Genomic DNA, 23,570 nt, shown 5'->3' with positions numbered 1-23,570 from the left:
GAGGATCCCTGATGTCACGAAAGCCCAAGGCGCTGCTGGTCATGAACAGTGGAACCTTTGCCGATCAATTTGATTCAACCCGGCTGGAACGGCTGGGAAAAGTCGTTGACCTCGGCGCGGACCCCTGGACTGATTCGCTCGATGGTGCGGAGCTCACGGAGCGGCTTTCCGACGTCGAAATCCTCCTGACCAGCTGGGGCGTGCCCCGCCTGGACGCCGCCCGCCTGGAGCGGATGCCCAAGCTTCGGGCAGTGTTCCACTGCGCGGGAACCGTCCGCAGCTTCGTCAGCGAGGAACTGTGGGACCGCGGCATCCTGGTGACCAACGGTGCGGACGCCAACGCCATCCCGGTGGCCGAGTTCACGTTCGCGTCCATCGTCCTGGCCGGCAAGAAAGCGCACGTACTGTCCAATGACGCCCGCACCTTCCGCGAGGACTGGAGCTACACCACCCGGCGCGGCGAGCTCGGCAACATCGGCCGGGTGGTGGGCGTCATCGGGTTCTCCCGCATCGGACGCCGGGTGGTGCAGCTGGTACAGCAGCTGCAGGACGTGACCTGCCTGGTCAGCGATCCGCATGCCGATCCGAGGGCAGTGGCAGCGGCCGGCGGACACCTTGTTCCGCTGGCGGAGCTGCTGCCGGCCTCGGACATCGTCACGGTCCATGCCCCTGCCCTGCCGGAAACCCGGCACATGATCGGGGCACCGGAACTGCAGGCCATGAAGGACCACGCCACCCTGATCAACACAGCCCGGGGTTCACTCGTTGACACCGCGGCGTTGGAAGCAGAATGCGCCACCGGCCGCATCGTGGCCCTGCTGGACGTCACCGAACCGGAGCCGTTGCCCGCGGATTCAAAGCTCTACGACCTTCCCAACGTCATCATCACCCCCCACATCGCCGGCTCACTGGGCACAGAAACCCGGAGGATGTCCGACGCCGCGCTGGACGACTTGGAACGGTACCTCACCGGCCGGGACCTCCTCGCCCAGGTCCTCCACGAGGACCTCTCCCTCAGCGCCTGACCAAAGAACACCGCCGCCGCTACGGCAAAATTGAAACCCTACAAAGGAGATCGCAATGAAGCGCACAACCCTCGCCGCCATCGCCCTGGCAGTGACCGCCGGGCTTGGCCTGACCGGTTGCGCAGGTGCCGCAGGCCCAGCCGAACCCCAGGGCCAGGACGGCAAGACCCGCCTGACGGTGTCCGTCTGGAACTACGAAGGCACCCCGGAGTTCAAGGCACTCTTTGATGCCTATGAGGCCGCCAACCCGAAGGTGGACATCGAGCCGGTGGACATCCTCGCCGATGACTACCCGCAGAAAGTCACCACCATGCTGGCCGGCGGCGACACGACGGATGTCCTGACCATGAAGAACGTCATCGACTATTCCCGGTACGCCAACAACGGCCAGCTGCAGGAAATCAACAGCGTGGTGGACAAGGTGGGCAAGGACAACCTCGCCGGCAGCGACGCCTTTGACATCAACGGCAAGTACTTCGCGGCCCCATACCGCCAGGACTTCTGGCTGCTGTACTACAACAAGGACCTGTTCAAGGCCGCCGGAATCGACGATCCCAAGGACCTGATCTGGGAGAAGTACACGGAGCTCGCCAAGAAGCTCTCCACCGAGGCCGGCGGCAAGAAGGTCTACGGCACCTACCACCACATCTGGCGCTCCACGGTCCAGGCCATCGCAGCCGCCCAGAACCACGCGGACCAGAACAGCGGCGACTACAGCTTCATGCAGGACCAGTACAACACCACCCTGGACCTGCAGAAGAGCGGCGCCACCCTGGACTTCGGCACGGCCAAGAGCCAGAAAACCAGCTACCGCACCATGTTTGAATCCGGCCAGGCGGCCATGATGCCCATGGGCACCTGGTACATCGCCGGCGTCCTGCAGGCCAAGAAGGACGGCAAGACCAACGTCAACTGGGGCCTGGCTCCCCTGCCGCAGAAGGACTCCGACGGTAAGGTCACCACGTTCGGCTCCCCCACCGCCTTCGCTGTCAACAAGAACGCATCCCACTCGGACGAAGCCAAGAAGTTCATCGAATGGGCCGCCGGTGAAGACGGCGCCAAGGCCATCTCCAAGATCGGTGTTGTCCCGGCCCTGCAAAACGATGCCATCACCGCCGAGTACTTCAAGCTCGACGGCATGCCCACGGACGAGCTGTCCAAGAAGGCCTTCACCCCGGACGAAACCGCCCTGGAGATGCCGGTCAGCGACAAGTCCGCCGCAACGGACAAGGTCCTGAACCAGGAGCACGACCTCATTATGGTGGGCGAGCGCTCTGTCACTGACGGCCTCGCCGAGATGGGCAAGCGCGTCAAGAGCGAAGTCCTCGGACAGTAACAGCCATCATGACAACAAAAACACTTCCTCCCGTTGCCCCGGCTGCCAGCCGGGGCAACCGGAAGCAGGCCCGGCGGAACACCCTGATTGGCTGGACCTTCATCCTGCCGAACTTCCTGGGCTTCCTGGCCTTTACGCTCATTCCCGTCCTGGCGGCGTTCGCCCTCTCCTTTATGGAATGGACCTCGTTCACGGCACCGAAGTGGGTGGGGTTGGCCAACTTCCAGCGCATGCTGGCCAGCGACACCTTCTGGGTGGCGCTGCGCAACACAGTCGCCTACGCCCTGGGCCACGTCCCCCTCACCATGGCACTGGCACTGCTCCTGGCCATGCTCCTGAACCGGAAGCTCAAGGGGATCGGCTTCTTCCGGGTGGCCATCTTCTTCCCCTACATCACCTCGCTGGTGGCCGTCGCCGTCGTCTGGAACATGCTGTTCAGTCCGGACAACGGCCCCATCAACCAGTTCCTGCACTCCATCGGCATCGCCGAGGCCCCCGGCTGGACGTCAAGCTCCGACTGGGCCATGCCCGCCGTCATCATCACCAGCGTCTGGCGGGACATGGGCTATTACATGGTTCTCTACCTGGCCGGTCTGCAGGCCATCCCCAATGAGCTCTATGAAGCGGCCGAAGTGGACGGCGCCAGCGCCTGGCAGCGGTTCTGGAACGTGACCATCCCGTCCCTGCGGCCCACCACGTTCTTTGTTGTGGTGATGCTGACGGTCTCGAGCTTCAAGGTCTTCGACCTCATCGTGGTGATGACCAACGGCGGGCCGGGCCGCTCCACCACTGTCCTGTCCCAGCTCATTTACCAGGAGGGCATCGGCGAAGGTAAGTTCGGCTACTCGTCGGCCATCTCGCTGGTGCTGTTCCTCATCGTCCTGACGGTCACCGTCCTGCAGTTCAAGATCCAACAGCGGAGGGAACGCTGATGACCAACATGGCCGAAGACCTCAAGGCCGAGGCACCCTTTGCCAAGGCGGGGCTGGCACCTGCGGAAGGCCGCCGTCGTACGCCTGGTACCGGCACGCGGGGTTCCGGGCAGCGCAAACGCTCCACTCGCGAACGGAAAGCCCGCACCACGGATACCGTGATCTACGCCGTGCTGGCCGTGCTGGTGGTGGCGCTGATGGTGCCGTTCATCTGGATGGTGTCCTCGTCACTGAAGGAGAACAACCAGGTCCTCACGGTTCCCATCCAGTGGATCCCGTCCGAGTTTGTGTGGAGCAACTACACGGACATCTGGACCCGGATTCCCATGATGGGATACCTGCAGAACTCTCTGTACCTGGCCGTCATCATCACGTGCCTGCAGGTGCTCACCGGGTCCCTGGCCGCCTACGGGTTCTCAAAAGTCCGCTTTCCGGGCCGCGACGTGCTGTTCCTGGCCTACATCGGCACCATCGCCGTGCCGTGGCAGGCCTACATGGTGCCGCAGTACATCATGATGCAGAACCTGGGCCTGACCAACAGCTTCAACGCCCTGATCCTGCTGCAGGCGTTCGGAGCGTTCGGGGTGTTCCTGATGCGCCAGTACTACATGACCATCCCGGACGAACTGTGTGAGGCGGCCCGCATCGACGGGCTGAGCGAATACGGCATCTGGGCCCGGGTGATCCTGCCGCTGTCCAAGCCGGCCCTGGCCAGCCTGGCACTGCTGACGTTCGTGAACACCTGGAACGACTACATGGGCCCGTTCATTTACCTCACGTCCAACCGCCTGTGGACTGTCCAGTTGGGGCTTCGCTCCTTTGTGGGTCAGTTCGACGCCGAGTACGCCATGATCATGACCGGCTCAGTCATCTCCGTGATCCCCATCCTGATCATCTTCCTGCTGGGCCAGCGCTACTTCATCCAGGGCATCGCCACGAGCGGCATGAAAGGATGAGCTCCGTGGCACAGCACCAACCCCGGCGGCGCGGACTGGCGGGCCGGATTCCCAGCCCAGGGTTCGAAACGTTCGGCGGCATCTTCGGCTTCGTCTACACCTTCCTGGCCGGGAACGTGTTGACGGCGCTGGCCAACGCCCCGCTGGTGCTGTGCCTTGCCCTGGTGGCCGACCCTATCGCCGCCTGGCCGTTCTTCCTGGCCCTCTCGGTGACGGTTCCGCCGTCGCTCGCCGGCCTGTTTGCCGCCTTCCAGGCACTGAACGACGACGGCACTGCGGTGAAGCCGGTCGCCTCCTTCCTGCGGGGCTACCGGCGCGGTTTCCGGCGGACGGCCCCGGTGGGCCTGGCCGCCGTCGCGGCGCTGCTGTTCCTCGGCGTGGACCTCGCGATAGTCCAGGCGCTGCCCGCCGGAGCGGTGCTGGTTCCCGTCATTGTGGTGGCGGCGGCCGTGGTGGTGAGTGTGGCGGTGCTGTCCGTCGCCGGGGCCGTGCTGCTCCCGGACGCCCGGCTCAGAAGCCTGGTGAAGGCGTCCCTCTACCTCTGCATCCAGCGCTGGTACCTAAGCCTGGCCATGCTGGTACTGCTCGGCATTATCGCCTCGGCCGCGCTCCTCCAACCGGTCCTGGGCGTGGCCCTGGCGCCGGCGCCCCTGCTGTTTGTGGTCTGGAGCAACGCAGCGTACGCGTTCCATGCGGTCCTCGGTGGCCGTGAAACAACCCCGGAGGAATCTCCTTGAACACCTTCGCCATTGGCGACCACGACTTCCTGCTGGACGGGGAGCCCTTCCGGATTCTCTCCGGCGCCATCCACTACTTCCGGGTCCACCCCGACCAGTGGGCGGACCGGATCCACAAGGCCCGGCTCATGGGGCTGAACACCATCGAGACCTACGTGCCGTGGAACGAACACTCCCCCGCACCAGGGGCTTTCCGTACTGACGGCGGCCTTGACCTTGGGCGTTTCCTTGACCTGGTGGCAGCCGAAGGAATGCAGGCCATCGTCCGGCCGGGCCCCTACATCTGTGCCGAGTGGGACAACGGCGGGCTGCCGGCATGGCTGTTCACTGACCCCACCATCGGTGTGCGCAGCAGTGAGCCCGGCTACCTGGCCGCTGTGGACACATTCATGGACCGGCTGCTGTCCATCGTGGTGGAACGCCAAATCACCCGCGGCGGTCCCGTTATCCTGTTCCAGATCGAGAACGAATACGGCGCGTACGGCAACGACAAGGCGTACCTCCAGCATCTGGTGGACGTTGCGAAACGTGCCGGCGTGGACGTCCCGCTCTTCACCTGCGACCAGCCCTTCGGCACCATGATCGAGGATGGCTCGCTGCCTGAGCTGCACAAGACCGGAACATTCGGTTCCCGCGCCGCCGAACGCCTGGCGTTCCTCCGCGAACGCCAGCCCACGGGGCCGCTGATGTGCGCGGAGTTCTGGAACGGCTGGTTCGATAACTGGGGCACCCACCATCACACCACCGATGCCGCCGCTTCCGCAGCCGAGCTCGACGCTGTGCTGGCTGCCGGAGCCTCTGTCAACATCTACATGTTCCACGGCGGCACCAACTTCGGCTTCGCCAACGGCGCCAACGACAAGGGCATTTACGAGCCCACCATCACGTCCTACGACTACGACGCACCGCTAAGCGAAGATGGCTTCCCCACCGACAAATACTTTGCCTTCCGGGATGTCATCGCCCGGCATTTTGACGTACCGGCCGAGGTTCCTGCGCGACGCGCCGGGGCAGTGGAGTGCGCCGTGTCCGTTGTGTCCTCTGTGCCCCTGTTGAAGGCCGTAGAGTCTTTCGGCAGCCCGTTGACGGTCCCCGGATCCCTGCCGGTCAGCGAGGCCACCGGACAGTACCGGGGGTTCCAGTTGTATGAACGGCAGGTGCCCGACGGCGGCGTCCTCAGCTTCGACGAAATCCGTGACCGCGCGCAGTTCTTCCTGGACGGATTCCCCGTGGGGACCCTGAGCCGGGAACTCGGCGAACGTTCGATTTTCCTTCCGACGGGCGGACTGCTGCAGATTCTGGTGGAGGACCAGGGCCGGGTCAATTACGGGCCGCGGATCGGCGAAGCGAAGGGGCTGATCGGGCCGGCAATGTTGAACGGCGTGGAGGTCCTGGACTGGACGATCCGGCCGCTGGACCTGGGTTCGCTGGATGGTTTCCGTCGTGCCGCCAAGGAACTGCCGGACAATGGAGGAGTGGGCGGCCCATCGCTGTCCTTCGGCTCCTTCACCGCCGAGGAGCCTGGCGACCGGTACCTGCGGCTGGACGGCTGGACCAAGGGCAATGCCTTCATCAACGGTTTCAACCTGGGCCGTTACTGGAGCCGCGGACCACAGCGCACGCTCTACGTGCCCGGCCCGCTCATCCGCGAAGGCGCCAACGAACTCGCCATTCTCGAACTGCAAGGCAGCTCGACCCGGGACGTACGGTTCGTCTCTGCTCCGGACCTGGGACCCAACGAGAAGTAGCGCGACTATGCGCCGGGACGCGCCATTGTGGTGCGGTTCTCCTGGCGCAGCCGTGCCACCAGGGTCGCGGCGAGCAGGGCCGTGGCCAGCTCCAGTCCGATGACCAGCAGCAGCTGGATGTTCCCGGTCGCCTGGACAGCGGACGACGCCGGCCTGCCGCCGTGGGCGTGCCCCGCACCTCCCGAGCCGAGCAGCAGCGCCGCATGCAGGCCGGCCATCAGCAGGGCCGAAAGAGTCACCTGATGCAGTGCGCCCACCCGGCTGTGCCGCCAGATGTGAACGCTGCAGGGTACGCAGACGGCCGCCAGCGCCACCATCAGAATGCCGAGCCAGGCACCGTGGTAGCCGGCGGCTGCCACCCAGAGGTGCGCAACGCAAGACACAGCCGTGACCACGGCGACCAGCCGGGGATGCGCGAGGGGACCGCCGGCACGGACGCGTCCCGCCGCCGTCGTACGCTTCCCGGGTCCTGCAGCGCCGGGTCCTGACGCCGCACCTGCCGCGAGGCTAGTGGCAGGACGCACCGGTGGTTCCCTCGCTGTGGCAGGACGCGGCCTGCTGGTTCGGGTTTGCCGGCACGTCCAGCACCGGACTGCGGTCGAAGAACCCCTCGGGGCGGAGCTTGAAGCCCACGGTGTCCACGGGCATGATGGGCCAGTCCTCCACCCGCGGGAAGTGGGTCAGCCCGAAGGTGTGCCACACCACGAGGTCCTGCCCGTCGAGTTCCCGGTCCTGTGCCACATACGCGGGCAGGCCTGCCCCGCCGGAGTGCTGGTTGACGAAGTCGCCGGTGGGGTAGCGCTCGTCCTCGGCGTAGCGGGTCACCCACAAGTCCTTGGTGGCGAAGGCTGCCCGCTTAGCGATGGAGGATCCCGGGTCCGCCAGCAGGGTGGGCTGGTTGTGCGAGTGCAGTTTGTAGCCCACGGGCTCGCCCAGCCGGTTCCGGGATTCAGGGTTCGAGATGATCCAGGTCCGGCCGGCACGGGCGTCAGCTTCCCGCACCGCTTCGGATTCGCGCGCCAGCACGGTCCGCCTGCGGGAGAACGCGTTGCCGCGCTCGTTGCCTTCGCCCATCGCCTGGCGGACCACGTCCTCCTCTTCCACCCGGTTGGTCAACCCGTCGACGGCCATGTCCAGCCGCGCACTGAACAGGTGCTGGTGGAACGGCGCGCCGAGGCCCGGGGCGAGCTGGGAGATGTTGTCCGAACCGCCCTCGGGAAACGCCGAGGTGAAGACGACGCCGGTGGCCTTGGCTTCAAACTCGATGGTGCCGTCCAGGTACAGGTACCAGTAGAAACCGTAGTCGTAGTTGCCGATGGTGGTAAAGAAGGAGATCACCAGGCGGCGGTTGCGGCGGGTGTAGTTGATGCCGGTCCAGAGGTCCGAGTGCTTGGACAGGATGCCCCAGTCCTCCTCGTGCATGCAGATGCCGTTGCGGATCTCGCGCGGATTGCCGAAGGCGTCCGAGATGACGGGGCTGAGGTAGGTGATGTCGCCCAGGCAGTCGCAGCCGAGTTCCAGGGAGTTGGCGTACTGGCCCACCAGGTATTCGCCGGTGTCGAAGTAGTTCTGCCAGGACCGGATGGGCGACGGATCGCCGTAGGGCACCACCATCTCGGCGATCGACGCGCGGTTGATGATCGGCCGCACCCGGTCGCCATCCCGGAAGCCGAGGTTGTGCAGGACCACGCCTTCGCGGACGTCGAACCCGACGTCCACGCTCCACTTTTCCCACTCGACGTGATTGCCGCCGGTGACGGCGAAGCTGGGTCCTTCGGGCTGGGTGATGCTGATGGGCTTCTGGGTGGTGCGGAGCGGCCCGGTCAGTTCCGGATCGGTGTAGTTGCCGTGCTCGGCCGGGACGGGCATCACGCCGAGGTCGATGACCTGGGTGACTTCCCTGTTCACCACATCCACGTAGGCCACCAGCCCGTCCACGGGGTGCGCCCACGCACTGTCCTCCGGGAAGTCCTGCACAAAAGCGAGCCCACGCAGGATCCGGCGCCCCTTCTCCTCGGCATACTCGAACACGCCGGCGGACAGCGGGGCCACGCGGACGTTGCTGACTTGCAGGTTGCGGGCAGCAAGGGCGTCCAGCCAGCGCTGGTCGGTGGCCAGCAGTGCTTCCACCACCTCGAACTCCTCCTCGAGGACGGGAAGTTCGCCGGTTACGGCGGTATCCAGCACGACGGCGGATTCCACCCTTTGGTGCGTGAGGGAAACGATGGCGTCGGTTGGCGCAGCCCCTGAGACGTCGTGGATGAAGATCCGGAAGCGCCGGTCCTGGGCCTGGTTGCCCCCGGCTGCGGGCGCGCCTGGCCGGGCCGGGTCCAGGAGGCCCAGGTAGGCAATCCGGTGCTGCGGCCCGAGCAGGCCCTCCTGCTGCAGGATGGACCGGACCTCGAGGATCTCCGGGGCCGTGGTGAGGCCAAATGCCGGGGTTGTTTCAACTGGTGCGAGCGTCATGGGTGAGCCTTTGATCGGACCGCTTGGGGGTCGGCCGGTTTATTTTCTATAGTTGTAGAGAATAAGCTCTACGTAAGATGGCTCACAAGGGTTTGGGCAAGAATATTTTTCAGGGAGCAGCTGCGGTGCCAAAGATTGTTGACCATGACGAGCGGCGCCTGGAGCTGGTGGACGCCACCTGGCGGATCATCGCCCGGAACGGACTTGAGGGTGCCACGATGCGCGAGATTGCCATGGAGGCGGGCTTCGCCAACGGCGCCCTAAAGCCGTACTTCCCCACCAAGGACACGTTGCTGGAGTTCGCCTTCAGCCATGTCTTCAACCGGACCAACCAGAGGATTGCCGAGGTCACTGCGGATCAAACCGGCCTGGCAGCGCTGCGGGCCTTTTGCCTCGAAGTCTTGCCGCTCGATGAGGAGCGCATCAACGAGGCACGGATCGTGATCCCCTTCTGGCAGAAAGCCGTCAACGATCCCCAAAAGGCCGTGATCCATCAGCAGTCCATGGACGAGTGGCTCACCGCCATCCGGCGCCACCTCAGGGAGGCGCGGGACGCCGGCGACGTCAGTACCGCCGTCGACGACACCGCTTTGGCGGGCCAGCTCCTGAACATGCTGCTCGGCGCGCAGATTGAAGCCGCCCTTGCTCCGGCGGGACGCACGGACTTCGGCCACGACCGCCAGCTTGAGGGCTACCTTGCCCTGCTGACCCAGCCGTCGGCCGGATGAACGCAGCAGTGAATGCCGAGAGTGCCCCCGCGATGATTCCGGCCGCCGTCGATACGCCCGAGATCCTGGTGGACGTTGACGTCCTGGACCGGAACATCGAGCGGATGGCACAGGCCGTGAAGGCGAAAGGGTTCGCCCTGCGCCCGCATGCCAAGACCCACAAGATCCCGGAGATTGCGGCACGGCAGCTCGCCGCCGGCGCAGCAGGGCTGACCGTGGCCACCATCGGTGAGGCCGAAGTGTTCGCCGCGTCCGGAGTGCGGGACCTCTTCATCGCCTACCCCCTCTGGCTTTCACCGCAGAAAGCGGAGCGGCTCCGTTGGCTGGCCGCAACAGCGAAAATTTCGGCGGGCGTGGACTCCGAAGCCGGCGCGGCCGCACTGGGGGCAGGCCTCGGCGAAGCAGCCGGGGAGATCAGTGTGCTGGTGGAGATCGACAGCGGCCACCACCGCAGCGGCGTCCAGCCGGAAGCCGCCGCGGCCGTTGCGTGGGCGGCGTCCGACGCCGGACTCAACGTTGCAGGGGTCTTCACCTTTCCGGGCCACAGCTACGCGCCGGGGATGCCGGTTGAGGCGGCAGCCCAGGAGCAGGAGGCCCTGCGCCAGGCAGTGGAAACACTGAGCGCGGCAGGCTTTGAGACAGCCGTGCGAAGCGGAGGATCCACCCCGACGGCGCTCCTCACCGAGGGCTCGTCCGCCACCGAAGTGCGGCCCGGCGTCTACGTGTTCGGTGACGCCCAACAACTGGAACTGGGCCGCTGCGCGCTTGAAGACATCGCCTTGACGGTTGCGGCAACGGTGGTAAGCCACCACAGCACAGCTCCCGGCACCCCGCCGCGGTTTATCCTCGACGCCGGCAGCAAGATCCTGGGCAGTGACAGGCCGTCGTGGGCCAGCGGCTTCGGCCGGCTGATGGACCACCCCGACGCAAGGATCACGGCCCTGTCCGAGCACCATGCCACGGTGGAATGGCACGATCCCGGGCCTCCCCCGTCCATTGGCACAAAGCTTCGGGTCATCCCCAACCACGTCTGTCTCGCGATGAACCTCGTGGACGACGTGGCGGTGGTCAGCCAGGGCGAGCTCGTCGGCCGCTGGGCCGTGGCCACCCGGGGGAAGAACAAGTAGCCAGATCATTGAGCGCAGGAATTCTTTTTTCGCCAAGTGTTGAAAAAAGATGGCAGCGGGGGCTAACCTCATAGGACTGTGTTCCAGGACACAGTTCTTGGGGAACGCCAGATGGCCGCCCGTCGACAGGAACATCCATGCTCACCGCTACCGCACCCACCAGCCAGGACGTCACCACCAGTGTTGCCCGGACTTTTGATGACTGGAAGCATCTTGTGGCCGAATCCTTTGTGCCGCTCACGGCACGCACGGCAGACGTGGACGGCTTCCGCGGACAGCTGCGCTCGCGCGTGCTGGACCGGATGTCCATCGTGGAAGTGACGGCCACATCCCACGAGGTCCACCGCACTCCGGCGCTCATTGCCCAGGCCGGCGAGCGCTACTTCAAGCTGAACCTCCAGCTCGAGGGCACCGGCCTGCTGATCCAGGACAACCGCGAGGCACTCCTCGAGCCGGGCGATCTGGCCATCTACGACACCAACCGCCCCTACACCCTGGCGTTCGAGGAGCAGGCCCGGATGATGGTTGTGATGTTTCCCTGCGATGCCCTCACGTTGCCCACGGATTACGTCGGCCAGCTCGCCGCCGTCAGGATGGCAGGCGGTACCGGACTGAGCGGGATCGTGGGACAGTTCATCCGCCAGCTCTCCGAAAACCTTGACGTCCTGGGCGGCCCCAGCGGCTCACGGCTGGCCGCCAACGCCCTGGATCTGGTGTCCACCATGCTGCACGCGGAGATGGACATCGCTCCGGACCGGATGAAGCCGCAGGCGCTGCTGGCCGCCGCCATACGTGAGTACATCGAGGCCAACCTTTCCGACCCGCTGCTGTCCCCGGCCAGCATTGCCGCTGCCCACTTCATCTCCACCAGGCACCTGCACAACGTCTTCCACGAGTCCGGCACCACGGTGGCCAGCTGGATCCGGAGCCAGCGTCTGGACGGCGCGCGCCGCGACCTGCGCGATCCGCTGCATGCCGGGAAGTCTGTCAGCACAGTCGCTGCCCGCTGGGGCTTCCTGGACGCTGCCCACTTCAGCCGCACCTTCCGCGACGCCTTCGGCCTGTCCCCCACTGACTGGCGCCGGCAGACCTGATCCGGCCAACGCGGGGTCACTTATGGCCCAATTTTCCGGCCGCGAGGGGCCGTAAGTGACCCCGCGTTACAGTGGCAGGGGCGTACGACGGCGGGCTGGCGCCGGATTGGAAGCCTAGATCAGCCCTTGTGCCAGCATGGCGTCGGCGACCTTGACGAACCCGCCGATGTTCGCGCCCAGGACATAGTCCCCGGGGGCACCGTATTCTTCGGCGGTGGCAGCGCACAGGTCATGGATTCCCACCATGATGTCCGTCAGGCGCTGCTCGGTGTGCTCGAAGGACCAGGAATCGCGGCTGGCGTTCTGCTGCATCTCCAGTGCGGAGGTGGCAACTCCACCGGCGTTGGCTGCCTTGCCGGGCGCGAACAGGACCCCTGCCTGCTGGAAGACCGCGACGGCGTCGGGTGTGCTCGGCATGTTGGCGCCCTCACCCACGGCGAGCAGGCCGCCGCGCACCAGGGCCGCGGCAGCATCGCCGTCGAGCTCGTTCTGCGTTGCGCACGGCAGCGCCACAGTGGCGCCGGCATCCCACACCGAGCCGCCGTCCACGTAGGTGGCGCCCGGCTTGCGGACGCCGTACTCCTTGAGCCGGGCGCGCTCCACTTCCTTGATCTGGCGCAGCAGCGGAACGTCGATCCCGGCCTCGTCGATGATGTAGCCGCTGGAGTCTGAGCAGGCAACCACAGTGGCGCCCAATGCCTGGGCTTTCGCGATGGCATTGATGGCCACGTTGCCGGAACCGGAGACCACCACGCGCTGCCCGTCGAAGCAGAGTCCGCGGGTTTTGAGCATTTCGTTGGTGAAGATGACGGTCCCGAAACCAGTGGCTTCCGGCCGCACCAGGGACCCGCCCCAGGAGATGCCCTTGCCGGTGAGGACGCCGGATTCGTAGCGGTTGGTGATGCGCTTGTACTGGCCGAAGAGGTAGCCGATTTCGCGCCCGCCCACGCCGATGTCGCCGGCCGGGACATCGGTGTACTCGCCGATGTGGCGGTAAAGCTCGGTCATGAAGGACTGACAGAACCGCATGACCTCGGCGTCGCTGCGGCCGCGGGGGTCGAAGTCGGAGCCGCCCTTGCCGCCGCCGATGGGCATGCCGGTCAGCGCGTTTTTGAAGATCTGCTCAAACCCGAGGAATTTGACGATGCCCAGGTTCACTGAGGGGTGGAACCGCAGTCCGCCCTTGTAGGGACCCAGCGCTGAATTGAATTCCACGCGGAAGCCGCGGTTGATCTGCACCCGGCCCTGATCGTCCGTCCAGGGGACGCGGAAAATGATCTGCCGCTCAGGTTCGCAGAGCCGCTCCAGAATGGCTGCTTCGAGGAACTCGGGGTGGCGGTCGTGGACCGGACCGAGGCTTTCGAAGACCTCGGTGATGGCTTGGTGGAATTCCGCTTCACCGGGGTTTCTGGCCAGGACTGTATCCCTGATGGCCTCCAGCCGAGCATGCATGAACTTTTCCTTACGTGGCCGAACGAGGGCAGGCACACGCAGGGCGGCGCTGTCCCAAAGGTTTACGTTTCAACTTATCCGATTACGACTGCGGACTGTTAGGCGGGCATCGCAGCTTCCGCTAATCTCCGTATTGTGACAGCGATATTCCACTCTATGAAATGCTTTTCGGATGGCTCGCCAGGCAGCGGGGCGTCCTGATGCCGTACGTATGCCTCCTCCTCTCCGGCGCAGCGTTGCTGATCAACGGCCTGGCCATGCTGGGGCACGTACCCCGGCGCGACGCAGCCGCCCTGAGCCTGGCGGTGGGCATCGTCCAACTGGTGCTCGGCGTCGTCGTCCTGTCTCCGGGCAGCTCTGCGGGCGCAGCGCTGACGGCCGCCGGCATGTTCCTGTTCGGCCTGACGTACGTCTATGTGGGCCTGGATTTTCTGCTGGGGCTCGGGTCGAAGGGGCTGGGCTGGTTCTGCGGCATGGTGTCCTTCGTTGGGCTTCTGCTGGAAGCGGCGTGGTTTGCCGACGATCCCCTGCTGGCCGTTCTCTGGCTGGCCTGGTCTTTGCTGTGGGGTTTGTTTTTTGCCTCGATGGCCCTGGGCCTGTCCCGGGTGGAGCCGTTCACCGGCTGGGCACTGGTCCTCACCAGCCAGGTGAGCGCCACCGTCCCGGCTTTCCTGGGGCTGGCCGGGCTGTGGCCGCGCAGCCCGATGGTTGCTGCCGCAGCAGCAGTCTTGCTTGCCGGGCTGTTCGCCGCCGCCGGCGTCCTGGCGCGCCGGACCCCGGACGCACACGGAAAGGCCCGGTCGGGTGCAGCTGCACCAGACCGGGCCTTTAGCCAACGCCTCGCTGCCGAAAAGGACGCAGCGCGTTAGCCGGCATTCCCCACACTGCTGGGCCGCTTCCGCCGTTCAATCCGTAATTCCACCAGGACACCGGCGGCGAACATCACCGGGACAGCCACCAGCAGGGCCGTGGCCGTTTCAGCACTGCCGCCGATCAGTGCGGTGAAGTTGCTGACCACCAGGGACAGCACCCACGCCAGCAGCAGCGTGGCCAGGGCCGGCGCCACGCGGGTCTGCCAGAGCTGGCCTTCCACGCGCTCGCGCCGGAAGAATCCCACCACGGCCACCGAGCAGAGGATGTACAGCACCAGGAGTGCGGCAACCGCGAGCCCGCTGAACCAGGAGAACAGGGTGAGCACGGGATCCAGCGCCAGCAGCGCAAACGGAACCACCAGCACGACGGCGGTGCCCGTCTGGATCCGTGCGGCCACAGCCGGGGCGCGGTGGCGGTTGGTCCTGGCCAGGACGGCGGGCATGGAGCCTTGAAGTGCCAGGGAGTGAAGGTACCGGTTAATGCCGTTGTGGAAGGCGATGATGCCGGCCAGCAGGGACGTCACCAGCAGGATGCCGGTGGTGACGCCCGCCCACGGACCGAAGAGTTCCACCATGGGGTTGAGCACAAAGCTGGTGGAGTCGCCTGATTCGAGGGCCGCGCCGGCGGCGTCCATGACCTGGCTCGGGCCGTAATAGCTCACCAGCATCCAGGAAATAAAGGAGAAGAAGACGGCGATCACGCCCACGGACAGGTAGGTGGCCCGCGCGACTGTGCGGTGGGCGTCCTTGGCTTCTGCCGAATAGATGGCGGTGGATTCGAAGCCGAACATGGAGGCCACGGCGAACATAATGGCTACGCCGGGGGCGCCGGCGGCGATGGCCTCCGGGGAGAAGGACGCCGGGATGCTGATCCCTTCGGGCCCGCCGCCGCTGAGCAGCACTGTAAGGCCGAACATCAGCAGGATGGCCACCTCGAAGCCCACCAGCAGGGCCAGGACCCTGGCGCCGAGTTCGATGTTGAGTGAGCCCAGTACCTGAACTCCTGCCATTGTGGCCAGGGCCAGCAGCCACCAGGGGACGCTGACGCCGACGGAAGCCAGCAGCCCGGAAAATGCGGCCCCGTACAGGCCGTACATCGCCGCCTGCACTGTACTGTAGGCCAGCAGCGCGAGCCAGGCCGCGCCCGCTCCTGCCTTCCTGCCGAAGGCCGCCGTCACGTAGGCATAAAAGGCGCCGTTGGCCTGGATCCTGCGGCTCATGGCCACGAATCCCACGGCGAAAATGACAATCACGACGCCGACGATCAAGTAGGCGCCAGGGGCGCCGGCACCATTGCCAAGCGCGGCAGCCAAGGGGGAAGCGCCGGCTATTCCGGTGAGGGGCGCCTGGGCGGAGAGGACAAAAAACAGGATTCCCATCACGCCGATGCTGCCGGCGCGGAGGGACGTGGAGTGCTCCTTGGCGGGCTTTGTATCGGCAGTCCGGGACTCGGAATTCGAAATACTCATTGGATCCTTCTTAACGGTCATGAGCGTTGGGGGAGGGTGCGGATTCGTCCGTCCTGCACCATTGGATTCAGCATGGCACTTGGCGGGCCCGGCTGGTTTGTCGTGCAGCGATCAGTTGTTGTAGCTGAGCGCAACACGGTCTTCCGGAGTGCGCGTCAGGGGTGCCGGGCCGCCAGCAAGGCGGCTGCATCATTGGCGGCTTCCATGCCGCTCTCAATGGCGCCATCGATGAAGCCGCCCCAGCCGTTGGCTATGTCCGAGCCGGCAAAGTGAACCTTCCCGTGCGGTGCCTGCATTGCCTGCAGGAAGGTGGATAGGAAGCCTGTGCGGTGCATGGGCCAGGTTTCCCCGGACAGCGGATCGTCCACCCAGTTGTGGCTCGCCACTTCCAGCACCTCGGCGCCGGGAACCAGCCGAGCCAGCTGGGCCTGGACGGCAGCGCGGTCTTCGACGTCGATCTTTGCGGCGTCAGGGCCGAATCCCACGGCTATGGTGTCCCCGCCCTGGGTGTATTCCGCCTGGAAAAAGTTCAGTGGCCAGTCCGCTCCACCCAACGCAACGAACGGTGCGCGTTCACCCCGGAGCCTGAGCCAGACCTTGGCGCCTTTGGCCACTTGGCCCAGGCGGATGCCGTCAGTTTTTGCGGCTGGCAGGGGAGGCTCAAAAGCCAGGGCCTTCAGTGCGTGCAGCGGAACCGTGACGATCGCAGTCCTCGCGCTGACGGTACGCCCGTCCACACTGCGGATGTCCACGGAACCGCTGTTGTCCGAAACAGTTTCCACCGTGAACCCGTATTCCACGGTGGCCTTGGAGTCGGCCAGTATTGCGGCTGCCAGGGCGGCTGTTCCACCCCGGATCTTATACGTGGCACAGGCTTCGAAGTTGAGCGCCCAGTCGCCGTGGGTCAGTGCCACCCAGCGGAGGGCCTGGGTCAGGGCAGCGTTCTCCAGCGGACCGTTGAAGTTCAGGGTCCAGAACGATTCCAGGACGTCGCGTGCGGCTCCGGCCGGGAACTGCTCACGGATCCGCGCCAGGACAGATACCTCGTCAATGGCTTTGAAATCCTCGCGGGCCAACGGTTTGAAGGGTTCGGGAAAGTAGGTGCGTGACTCCTTGACGAAGTCGCCGTTCGTCTGCCCTATCAGCGCAAGCAACTCATCCGGTGCGCCCTCGTGGCGTGCGCCCGCCGCCCACCAGTAGGCACGTTCCGGGTCGGGGCTGGGCGTGGTGTCCAGACCGTAACGCTTCAACTCGGCCCACACGTAGGGCTGCGTCCAATGCACCCACGTGCCGCCGATTTCCAGGTCCCGGCCCAGCCGGTGATCAAGCCAGGTCCGCCCGCCGATCCGGCGCCGGGCTTCGACAATCTGGACGGACAAGCCACGCCTGCTGAGCTCGCGGGCCGCGGTCAAACCTGCGAAGCCTGCCCCGACCACCACGACGTCGTACAGCTCGGTATCCGGGTTCTGCGCCATTGCGGTTTCCAACCTAGGAGTACACAAAGAACTCGACGGTGGGCGCCAGGACCGACCACCTGGTTCGGGCCCCCTTGTTGAAGGAAGCCGCCCCGCCGGAGGTCAGATCGTAGGTGTCTCCGCCCTCCACTTCGATGCGAAGGTGTCCGTCAATAATCGAGATGGTCTCGTCGGCATGGATCAGGAGGTCGAATGGTTCCGGTGCCTCGTCAGGGTGGACGTGCCAGTATCCACAGGCAAGAGCCGGCCGTTCCCCCTCCCCGAACCTGCGGACCCACTGGACCTGGCCGAGTTCGAAGGGCTCGTTTTGGGCCGGATCGAGGACCGAGGAGGTGGTGAACTTCAGAGATTCTGACATGGTTTTCTCCAAGCGAGTGGTGCCGGACGGGACCGGAAACGGTGAGTTTTGGGATAGGGAGCCAGAGCTGGCACAGGCGTCCAGTGAGCTGAGTCACCGGTGGATACAAATCTAAGCAGTTGCTTAGTTTAAGTCAATGGTGCAATTATGGCGATTGCCCGCACTGGCTAGACTCGGGCGTATGAAGACCACTGCCGCAGCTGCGGCCTCGTCGAAATACGGGACCGGCAAGGAGGCCCTGCTCCGTGCCGCAGTGGGCGTGGTGGCCGCAAAGGGCCTGCGCGGCCTTACCTATCGCTCCGTAGCAGAAGCCGCAGGCGTCAACAACACCCTGGTGGCACACCACTTCGGATCCCGGGATGCGCTGATCGCAGCAGCCCTCGATTGGGCTGCGGAGCAGTCGATCAGTTCGTCCAGGCTCCGCGAGGCCGCCGACCTGGGACAGCCCTTTACAGAAGCGCTGCTGGACTTATTGCTGTCCGAGCCGGAGTTGCAGGTTTTCCAGTACGAAATGATCCTTGAGGCCCGGCGCCGCCCCGAGCTCGCTGCATCGGTGTCCGCCCTATACGACAATTACATCGAAGCCCTGGCCGATGGTCTCCGGGCCTCCGGGTTGACCCACAACGTGCAGGTGGTTGCGCGGACCCTGTTTGCTTCACTGGACGGCCTGGTTCTCCAGTACCTGGCGGGGGTGGATCGCGAGGAAATCGCAGCTTCCCTGGAAGAAGTGCACCAAGTCCTGCTGCTCCGGACCGGCGCCGCCACCTGAACCACACCTCCGTGGCATACTGCCCTAGACCGGAGATCGCCGGATACGCCGGCCGGAAGGGGCCCCCTTTATGCAGGAACTCGCCAGTGTGGATGAGACGGCGCGGCAGCACGTCGTCGAGGCCATTGCCCGGGCGGACGTCAGCGCAGGAACTGACTTCGAGCAGCGGTTCCACCGGCACTTCCCGGACCTCCTCCGGCTGTTCCATTCGCTGTACGGTTCCCGTGGGGACTGGCTGGACCAGCTCACTGCACTGGTCCTGCAATGCGCGCGCTCGTGGCAGGACCGCCCGGCGGAGCTGAAGGCCATCGATGGCGAGCGGGAGGCTAACCCCGGCTGGTTCCAGGCCAACACCATGCTGGGCGGCGTTTGCTACGTTGACCGGTACGCGGAAAACCTCGAAGGAGTCCGGAGCCGCATCCCGTACTTCAAGGAACTCGGCCTCACCTACCTGCACCTCATGCCGCTGTTCCTGGCGCCCGAACCCCACTCCGACGGCGGCTACGCCGTCTCCAGCTACCGCCAGGTCAACCCGAAACTGGGCACCATGGGGCAGCTCCGCGATCTGGCCGCAGAACTCAAGGCCAACGGGATCAGCCTCGTGGTGGACTTCATCTTCAACCACACCTCGGACGAGCACGAGTGGGCCAGGCGCGCTGCCGCCGGCGATCCCGGGTTCAGCGACTACTACTGGATCTTCCCGGACCGCACCATGCCGGACGCCTTCGAACAGAACGTGCGGGAGATCTTCCCGGAGAACCACCCCGGTTCTTTTATCCGGATGGAGGACGGCCGCTGGGTCTGGGCCACGTTCCACACCTACCAGTGGGACCTGAACTACTCCAACCCTGACGTTTTCCGCGCCATGGCCGGCGAGATGCTGTTCCTTGCCAACCAGGGCGTGGACATCCTGCGCATGGACGCGGTGGCCTTCATCTGGAAACAGCTCGGCACCCCCTGTGAAAACCTTCCCGAAGCCCACACCCTGTTGCAGGCCTTCAACGCCGTATGCCGGCTGGCGGCGCCGTCGCTGCTGTTCAAGTCCGAGGCCATCGTGCACCCGGACGAGGTGGCCCTCTACATCGACCCCGCCGAATGCCAGATTTCCTACAACCCGCTGCAGATGGCCCTGATCTGGGAATCCCTGGCCACCCGTGACGCCTCGCTGCTGGCCCAGGCACTGGAGCGCCGGCACAACATCCCGGACGGAACCTCCTGGGTGAACTACGTCCGCAGCCACGACGACATCGGCTGGACCTTCGCCGATGAGGACGCCGCCGAACTGGGCATCAACGGCTTCGACCACCGCCGGTTCCTGAACTCCTTCTACGTCGACCGTTTCCCGGGCAGCTTCGCGCGCGGCGTGCCCTTCCAGGACAACCCGAAGACCGGGGACTGCAGGATTTCAGGCACGACGGCGTCCCTGTGCGGGATGGAGGTCGACCCGGCTGAGGCGGTGGAGCGGATCCTCCTGGCCCACTCGGTTGCTTTCAGCACCGGCGGCATTCCGCTGCTGTACCTGGGCGATGAGGTGGGTCAGGTGAACGACTACGGCTACGCCTCCGAGCCGGGGCACGAGGCGGACAGCCGGTGGGTCCACCGGCCGCATTACCCGGCCGAGCAGTACGCCCGCCGCCGGGATCCGTCCACTCCCGAAGGCGCGGTTTTTGCCGGCCTGAAGCGGATGATCGAGGTCCGGGCGGCCACCCCTGAACTCGCAGGCACCCGGCTCATCGACTTCGCCACGAACAACCGCAGCGTCCTGGCCTATCAACGCCCCGGGTGGCAATCCTGGATCCTCGCCCTGGCCAACTTCAGCGACCAGCCGCAGTCCCTGCCCGCCGAAACCTTCTCCGGATACGCAAGCGCCGCCGTCGACCTTCTCTCCGAAGCCGGCCTCCAGCTGGACGAAGGAGTCACGCTCCTTCCCCGCCAGTACCTCTGGCTGCGTGTCACCCCCGTCTAATCCCAACTAAGTAGCGCTAAGTGCCGTTATGACCGCCCAAAACGACACTTAGCGCGACCCAGTTGGGCGGGCGGGGGCGGGGCGTGAAACCATACGGATCATGGCCTCCAAGATTGCGTACCAGGGTGAGCCCGGCGCCAACTCCAATATCGCGTGCAAACAGATGTTCCCGGACATGGAAAGCGTGCCCTGCGCGAGCTTCGAGGACGCGTTTGAACTCGTCTCCAGCGGCGAGGCGGACCTCGGCATGATCCCCATCGAGAATTCGATCGCGGGCCGGGTGGCGGACATCCATGTCCTGCTGCCCCAGTCCAACCTGCAGATTGTGGGCGAGTACTTCCTGCCCATCCACTTCGACCTGCTGGGCATCCCGGGCAGCACCATCGACGGTGCCACCGAGGTCCACAGCCACATCCACGCCCTGGGCCAGTGCCGGAAGCTGATCCGCGAGCACGGGCTCAAGCCGGTCATCGCCGGCGACACAGCGGGATCGGCGCGCGAAGTGGCGGAGTGGAACGATCCGCGAAAACTCTCCCTCGCTCCCCCGCTCGCCGCGCAGATTTACGGCCTCGAAGTGCTGGCCACCCGCGTGGAGGACGATCCCTCCAACACCACCCGTTTTGTGGTCCTGGCCCGGGAAACGGCGCTGCCGGCCCGGGACGAACTCCCCGGGCCGGCCGTCACCAGCTTTGTGTTCCGGGTCCGCAACGTCCCGTCAGCCCTGTACAAGGCGCTGGGCGGGTTCGCCACCAACGGCGTGAACATGACCCGGCTGGAAAGCTACATGGTGGGCGACGAGTTCGCCGCCACCATGTTTATGGCCGACGTGGAAGGCCACCCCGAGGACCTGCCGCTGAAGCTGGCCCTCGAGGAACTGGACTTTTTCACCACCGAGGTGCGCATCCTTGGTGTCTACGCGGCCGCGGAGTACAGGACAGCTCAGACCGTCAACGGCTGACCCGAGGCCTGGCGCGGCTTGAGCAGGGCGGCGAAGAACTCCCCCAGCTCGGCCGTCGCCGTGAGCGGCAGGACATTCGCCACATACTGGTCCGGGCGGACCACCACCACCACACCGCCGCGGTCCAGGCCGCGCTGCTCAAAAATGTCCGCAGCCGGATCGGTGGCGTACACCTTCTCGTAGTCCGTCAGCTTGAACGGGCCCACCTGCGGCTTGAAGACCGCGGGAACCTTTCCGATGTCCACGGCCGTGTGCGGCTGCTGGTAAATCACCTTCAGGTCGAACCAGGCGTCAGGATCAGCGGCCGACGGCGTTGCGGCCAGCGGCGAGTCCGGCGAGTTCGCGATCCACTCGGCGAAGTCCGCCACCCCTGAGTGCGCTCCGGCCGGCGCGGCGTCGGCGAAGACGTAGATGCGCCACCGCCCGTCGGCCGTGGCGTGGTGGCCGAGATGGATGGGGTTGGTGTCGCCCACGCGCACCACGGGTGCCGATTTGAAGCGCTTTCCCACCGTGAATCCCGCGGCCAGCGCCTGGTGCTTGGCGGGCGCCACCAGCATGGACGGCGCGTATTCGGTCATGAATCCGGCCGGGAACTCGGCAGTGCGCACGTAGAAATCCTCGAGGTCCGAGGGGTTTTCGAACTCCTCGGGCTTCTTGGCCATCATGGTGGACCATTCCTTGTCGAAGTCGATGAGGTTCTTCGCCACCACCTGCCGCTCGGCTGAGTAGGTGGACAGCAGGCTCTCCGGGCTGCGGCCCTCGAGCACATGCCCGAGCTTCCAGGCGATGTTGAAACCATCCTGCATGGACACGTTCATGCCCTGGCCGGCCTTGGCGCTGTGCGTGTGGCAGGCATCGCCGGTGATGAACACCCGAGGGGTCCGCGCGCCGCGCTCCTCCGGCAGGACGTCGTCGAACCTGTCCGTGAGCCGGTGCCCCACCTCGTAGACGCTGTGCCACGCTACATTCCGCACGTCCAATGTGTAGGGGTGGAGGATTTCGTTGGCCTTGGCGATGATCTGCTCGATGCTGGTGTTCCGCACCGCATGGTGGGTGGCCGGGTCCACCTCGCCGAGGTCCACATACATGCGGAACAGGTGGCCGCCTTCGCGGGGGATCAGCAGGATGCTGCCCTTTTCGCCCTGGATGGCGCACTTGGTGCGGATATCGGGGAAGTCGGTGACGGCGAGGGTGTCCATGACGCCCCACGCGTGGTTGGCCTGGTCCCCGGCAAGGGTGCAGCCGATCGCCGCGCGCACTTTGCTGCGTGCGCCGTCGGCACCCACCACATACTTGGCCCGGATCACGCGTTCCTGGCCCTCGTTGGGACCCGCAGTGTGGAGCAACGTGACGGTGACGGGGTATTCCCCTTCGTTCGCGACGCTCAGGGACTGGAACTCGTAGCCGTAGTCAGGCTTCAGGCGCGTGGGTGAGTTGGCGGCGAATTCGGCAAAGTAGTCCAGCACGCGGGCCTGGTTGACGATCAAGTGCGGAAACTCGCTGATGCCCATCTCATCGTCCACGGCGCGGGCGGTGCGGATGATGTTGGCGTGGTTTGCGGGGTCGGGCTTCCAGAACGCCATCTCGGTGATGCGGTAGGCCTCGGCGATGATCCGCTCCGCGAATCCGAAGGCCTGGAAAGTCTCAACGCTGCGCGCCTGGATACCATCGGCCTGGCCAATGGCGAGGCGTCCGGGGCGGCGTTCGATGATCCGCGTGGTGACATTCGGGAACATGGAAAGCTGGGCGGCAGCGAGCATCCCCGCCGGACCAGTGCCGACGATCAGGACGTCAACCTCATCCGGGAGCTCATCGGGTCGGTTGAGACCGACGCCGGCTGCCGGCTTTACCTGCGGGTCTCCGGATACGTAACCGTGGTGGTGAAACTGCACGGGATTCCTCACTTCGTTGTGTGGCTGATGCGCCAGAAGGATCGTGTTCGATAATAGAATTTTGGTTTCCATATGAGAAAACCGCTTGTTGGAGCAACACTGTACGCCAGATGTGACGAGGACGACAAGGGCGGCAAAATCGGCTACCTGCCAGGCTTGACAAACGCCGGGTCGGAGCGTGAAAGTGATCGTATACGATTTCGTACTTCA

At 65.4% G+C, this 23,570-nt stretch carries 20 protein-coding genes; 13 read left to right on the top strand and 7 right to left on the bottom strand.

The window, feature by feature from the left end:
• The first annotated feature begins 11 nt into the window (after positions 1-11).
• Genes QRN11_RS04445 through QRN11_RS04420 form a run of 6 tightly spaced genes read left to right on the top strand, consistent with a single transcriptional unit; the run spans position 12 to position 6,734 of the window.
• Positions 12-1,025, top strand: a complete 1,014-nt coding sequence (locus tag QRN11_RS04445) for a hydroxyacid dehydrogenase (RefSeq protein ID WP_285250034.1) — start codon at positions 12-14, stop codon at positions 1,023-1,025.
• A 55-nt stretch (positions 1,026-1,080) separates the two neighbouring features.
• Positions 1,081-2,361 carry an ABC transporter substrate-binding protein gene (locus QRN11_RS04440; RefSeq protein WP_285250033.1) on the top strand — a complete coding sequence of 427 codons (1,281 nt, stop codon included), beginning with the start codon at positions 1,081-1,083 and terminating at the stop codon, positions 2,359-2,361.
• A gap of 8 nt (positions 2,362-2,369) precedes the next feature.
• Positions 2,370-3,293 (top strand): carbohydrate ABC transporter permease, encoded by a 924-nt coding sequence (locus QRN11_RS04435; protein ID WP_142063476.1) that lies wholly within the window; start codon positions 2,370-2,372, stop codon positions 3,291-3,293.
• Positions 3,293-4,249 (top strand): carbohydrate ABC transporter permease, encoded by a 957-nt coding sequence (locus QRN11_RS04430; RefSeq protein WP_285250032.1) that lies wholly within the window; start codon positions 3,293-3,295, stop codon positions 4,247-4,249. Before QRN11_RS04435 ends, QRN11_RS04430 begins: the two co-directional genes overlap by 1 nt.
• The gene (locus QRN11_RS04425; RefSeq protein ID WP_285250031.1) at positions 4,246-4,986 is read left to right on the top strand and encodes a hypothetical protein; all 741 of its coding nucleotides are present in this window, start codon (positions 4,246-4,248) and stop codon (positions 4,984-4,986) included. The genes QRN11_RS04430 and QRN11_RS04425 overlap by 4 nt, the downstream gene beginning before the upstream one ends.
• The gene (locus QRN11_RS04420; RefSeq protein WP_285250030.1) at positions 4,983-6,734 is read left to right on the top strand and encodes a glycoside hydrolase family 35 protein; all 1,752 of its coding nucleotides are present in this window, start codon (positions 4,983-4,985) and stop codon (positions 6,732-6,734) included. The genes QRN11_RS04425 and QRN11_RS04420 overlap by 4 nt, the downstream gene beginning before the upstream one ends.
• Before the next feature lie 5 nt (positions 6,735-6,739).
• Here QRN11_RS04420 and QRN11_RS04415 read toward each other — a convergent pair whose 3' ends face one another.
• On the bottom strand, positions 6,740-7,258 hold the full coding sequence (locus QRN11_RS04415) for a hypothetical protein (RefSeq protein ID WP_502935009.1): 519 nt from the start codon (positions 7,256-7,258) through the stop codon (positions 6,740-6,742).
• The gene (locus QRN11_RS04410) at positions 7,242-9,200 is read right to left on the bottom strand and encodes a primary-amine oxidase (protein ID WP_285250029.1); all 1,959 of its coding nucleotides are present in this window, start codon (positions 9,198-9,200) and stop codon (positions 7,242-7,244) included. The genes QRN11_RS04415 and QRN11_RS04410 overlap by 17 nt, the downstream gene beginning before the upstream one ends.
• Positions 9,201-9,325: 125 nt before the next feature.
• On the opposite strand from QRN11_RS04410, the gene QRN11_RS04405 reads away from it, so the two are divergent.
• The 3 genes from QRN11_RS04405 to QRN11_RS04395 all read left to right on the top strand — a co-directional run bounded on the left by QRN11_RS04405 (position 9,326) and on the right by QRN11_RS04395 (position 12,149).
• Positions 9,326-9,928 carry a TetR/AcrR family transcriptional regulator gene (locus QRN11_RS04405; protein WP_285250028.1) on the top strand — a complete coding sequence of 201 codons (603 nt, stop codon included), beginning with the start codon at positions 9,326-9,328 and terminating at the stop codon, positions 9,926-9,928.
• Positions 9,925-11,055 carry an alanine racemase gene (locus QRN11_RS04400; protein ID WP_285250027.1) on the top strand — a complete coding sequence of 377 codons (1,131 nt, stop codon included), beginning with the start codon at positions 9,925-9,927 and terminating at the stop codon, positions 11,053-11,055. Before QRN11_RS04405 ends, QRN11_RS04400 begins: the two co-directional genes overlap by 4 nt.
• 137 nt (positions 11,056-11,192) lie before the next feature.
• Positions 11,193-12,149 carry an AraC-like ligand-binding domain-containing protein gene (locus tag QRN11_RS04395; RefSeq protein ID WP_285250026.1) on the top strand — a complete coding sequence of 319 codons (957 nt, stop codon included), beginning with the start codon at positions 11,193-11,195 and terminating at the stop codon, positions 12,147-12,149.
• Between the two features lie 114 nt (positions 12,150-12,263).
• On the opposite strand, the gene gdhA is transcribed toward QRN11_RS04395, so the two are convergent.
• The gene (gene gdhA, locus QRN11_RS04390; RefSeq protein WP_285250025.1) at positions 12,264-13,601 is read right to left on the bottom strand and encodes an NADP-specific glutamate dehydrogenase; all 1,338 of its coding nucleotides are present in this window, start codon (positions 13,599-13,601) and stop codon (positions 12,264-12,266) included.
• Positions 13,602-13,762: 161 nt separating this feature from the next.
• On the opposite strand from gdhA, the gene QRN11_RS04385 reads away from it, so the two are divergent.
• Entirely contained in the window at positions 13,763-14,470 is a 708-nt protein-coding gene (locus QRN11_RS04385) for an AmiS/UreI family transporter (RefSeq protein ID WP_502935008.1), read from the top strand.
• Here QRN11_RS04385 and QRN11_RS04380 read toward each other — a convergent pair.
• From QRN11_RS04380 to QRN11_RS04370, 3 genes are all read right to left on the bottom strand, one after another.
• Positions 14,467-15,942 carry an APC family permease gene (locus QRN11_RS04380; RefSeq protein WP_285250024.1) on the bottom strand — a complete coding sequence of 492 codons (1,476 nt, stop codon included), beginning with the start codon at positions 15,940-15,942 and terminating at the stop codon, positions 14,467-14,469. The genes QRN11_RS04385 and QRN11_RS04380 overlap by 4 nt on opposite strands.
• Positions 15,943-16,097: 155 nt before the next feature.
• A complete protein-coding gene (locus QRN11_RS04375) occupies positions 16,098-17,417 on the bottom strand; it encodes a flavin monoamine oxidase family protein (protein ID WP_285250023.1) in 1,320 nt (439 codons plus the stop codon).
• Positions 17,418-17,430: 13 nt separating this feature from the next.
• A complete protein-coding gene (locus QRN11_RS04370; RefSeq protein WP_285250022.1) occupies positions 17,431-17,775 on the bottom strand; it encodes a cupin domain-containing protein in 345 nt (114 codons plus the stop codon).
• Positions 17,776-17,956: 181 nt separating this feature from the next.
• Between QRN11_RS04370 and QRN11_RS04365 the strand changes: the two genes are divergently transcribed.
• The 3 genes from QRN11_RS04365 (at position 17,957) to QRN11_RS04355 (ending at position 21,468) form a co-directional block, all read left to right on the top strand.
• On the top strand, positions 17,957-18,544 hold the full coding sequence (locus QRN11_RS04365) for a TetR/AcrR family transcriptional regulator (RefSeq protein WP_285250021.1): 588 nt from the start codon (positions 17,957-17,959) through the stop codon (positions 18,542-18,544).
• 70 nt (positions 18,545-18,614) lie between these two features.
• The gene (locus QRN11_RS04360; protein WP_285250020.1) at positions 18,615-20,510 is read left to right on the top strand and encodes an amylosucrase; all 1,896 of its coding nucleotides are present in this window, start codon (positions 18,615-18,617) and stop codon (positions 20,508-20,510) included.
• A 100-nt stretch (positions 20,511-20,610) separates the two neighbouring features.
• Positions 20,611-21,468, top strand: coding sequence for a prephenate dehydratase (locus QRN11_RS04355; protein ID WP_285250019.1), 858 nt, complete (start codon positions 20,611-20,613; stop codon positions 21,466-21,468).
• Here QRN11_RS04355 and QRN11_RS04350 read toward each other — a convergent pair.
• Entirely contained in the window at positions 21,450-23,360 is a 1,911-nt protein-coding gene (locus tag QRN11_RS04350; RefSeq protein ID WP_285250018.1) for an FAD-binding monooxygenase, read from the bottom strand. The genes QRN11_RS04355 and QRN11_RS04350 overlap by 19 nt on opposite strands.
• Positions 23,361-23,570 lie beyond the last annotated feature (210 nt).

Origin of the sequence: Pseudarthrobacter sp. fls2-241-R2A-168 (assembly GCF_030209335.1) — a bacterium.
Taxonomy (GTDB): Bacteria; Actinomycetota; Actinomycetes; order Actinomycetales; family Micrococcaceae; genus Arthrobacter.
The sequence above is the reverse complement of the archived record's forward strand: the minus strand, read 5'-3'. Positions and strand labels throughout refer to the sequence as shown.